We start from the raw sequence: 990 nt of genomic DNA, 5'->3' as shown, positions 1-990 counted from the left end.
CTCCACATTGTAAAGGTCTTTGAGCTTAGCGGGTTATGCAACATAAAGCCCACCGCCCACTCCAAAGCACTCATCTCAAAGCTAGAGCTTTTAAAACTAGCCTTAAAATCAATGCTTAACTCATCGTCGCTTACTTGCACTTCATCTATTTTTTGCTCTTTCGCCCACGCGTAAAGCGTCTTTAGGCTCACGCCGTATTTTTGGCTCACGCCTTTGCCCCATAGCGTCTTACTCATGCCTTTTGGACAAGCGTTTAGTTCGGTTACGGCTTTTACTTTATTCATATTCTCTAAATCCTTGATTTTTATGTTTATTGGGGTTTGAGGTTCGTTTTTTACTATCTGTTTTAAACTATTTTTTGTGCTTGCAAAAATATCTTTATCCCCCATAAGCTCGCTATCTCGCACATTTTCCAGGTCAAAGCACTCATCGTATCTAGTATCCACGCTAGTAGCAAGCTCGGTGCTACTAATGCTATTAGTATTAACCATGGTAGTGTCTGTATCGCTAATCTCTTCATTATTAACCTCTATGTTTTTGTCTGTTTTATATGATTTATTGAATTTTTCATCATCTAGCCAAATTTGGAGGACTTTGCCTCCGCGACCTACGCCGTTGGTGTAATTAAAGTGGCATATATGACACCCTAACGAGCAAAAATTTTTTCCAACCTTATTTGCACGCTGAGTAGCTTTTTTGAGCTTCTCATATTCTATGCCTAAAATTTCTGCAGCGACCTTAGAATTTACCCACATTTAGCTAGCCTTTTGCTCCTCGCTTAGCCCCTTAGGCATCTTTTTTATTATTCCCTCTTTTTTTAGTGCTTCAAATACCGCTCTTGTCTTGCCGTTACTACGCTTTGAGCCGTTTAACGCACCCTTTACCACATAATATGTTGTTAGATAGTCAAGTCCATGCTTATCAGCCCACCACTTGATGTTTATGCAATTGCTCTTAAAATATTCCGCTATCACCGCTACTCCTTTCTTG

Annotated in this window: 1 protein-coding gene and 1 pseudogene; both read right to left on the bottom strand. The window is 39.9% G+C overall.

Annotated features, from left to right (window positions below; all coding sequences use genetic code 11):
• Positions 1-755 (bottom strand): annotated as a pseudogene (locus CCAL5182_RS08955) (hypothetical protein); the annotation flags it as partial.
• Positions 756-990: hypothetical protein (locus CCAL5182_RS08950; RefSeq protein ID WP_336610836.1), on the bottom strand; the 235-nt coding region annotated here is incomplete at its 5' end.

Origin of the sequence: Campylobacter sp. 7477a (genome assembly GCF_014892335.1) — a bacterium.
Taxonomy (GTDB): domain Bacteria; phylum Campylobacterota; class Campylobacteria; order Campylobacterales; family Campylobacteraceae; genus Campylobacter_A; species Campylobacter_A californiensis.
The sequence above is the reverse complement of the archived record's forward strand: the minus strand, read 5'-3'. Positions and strand labels throughout refer to the sequence as shown.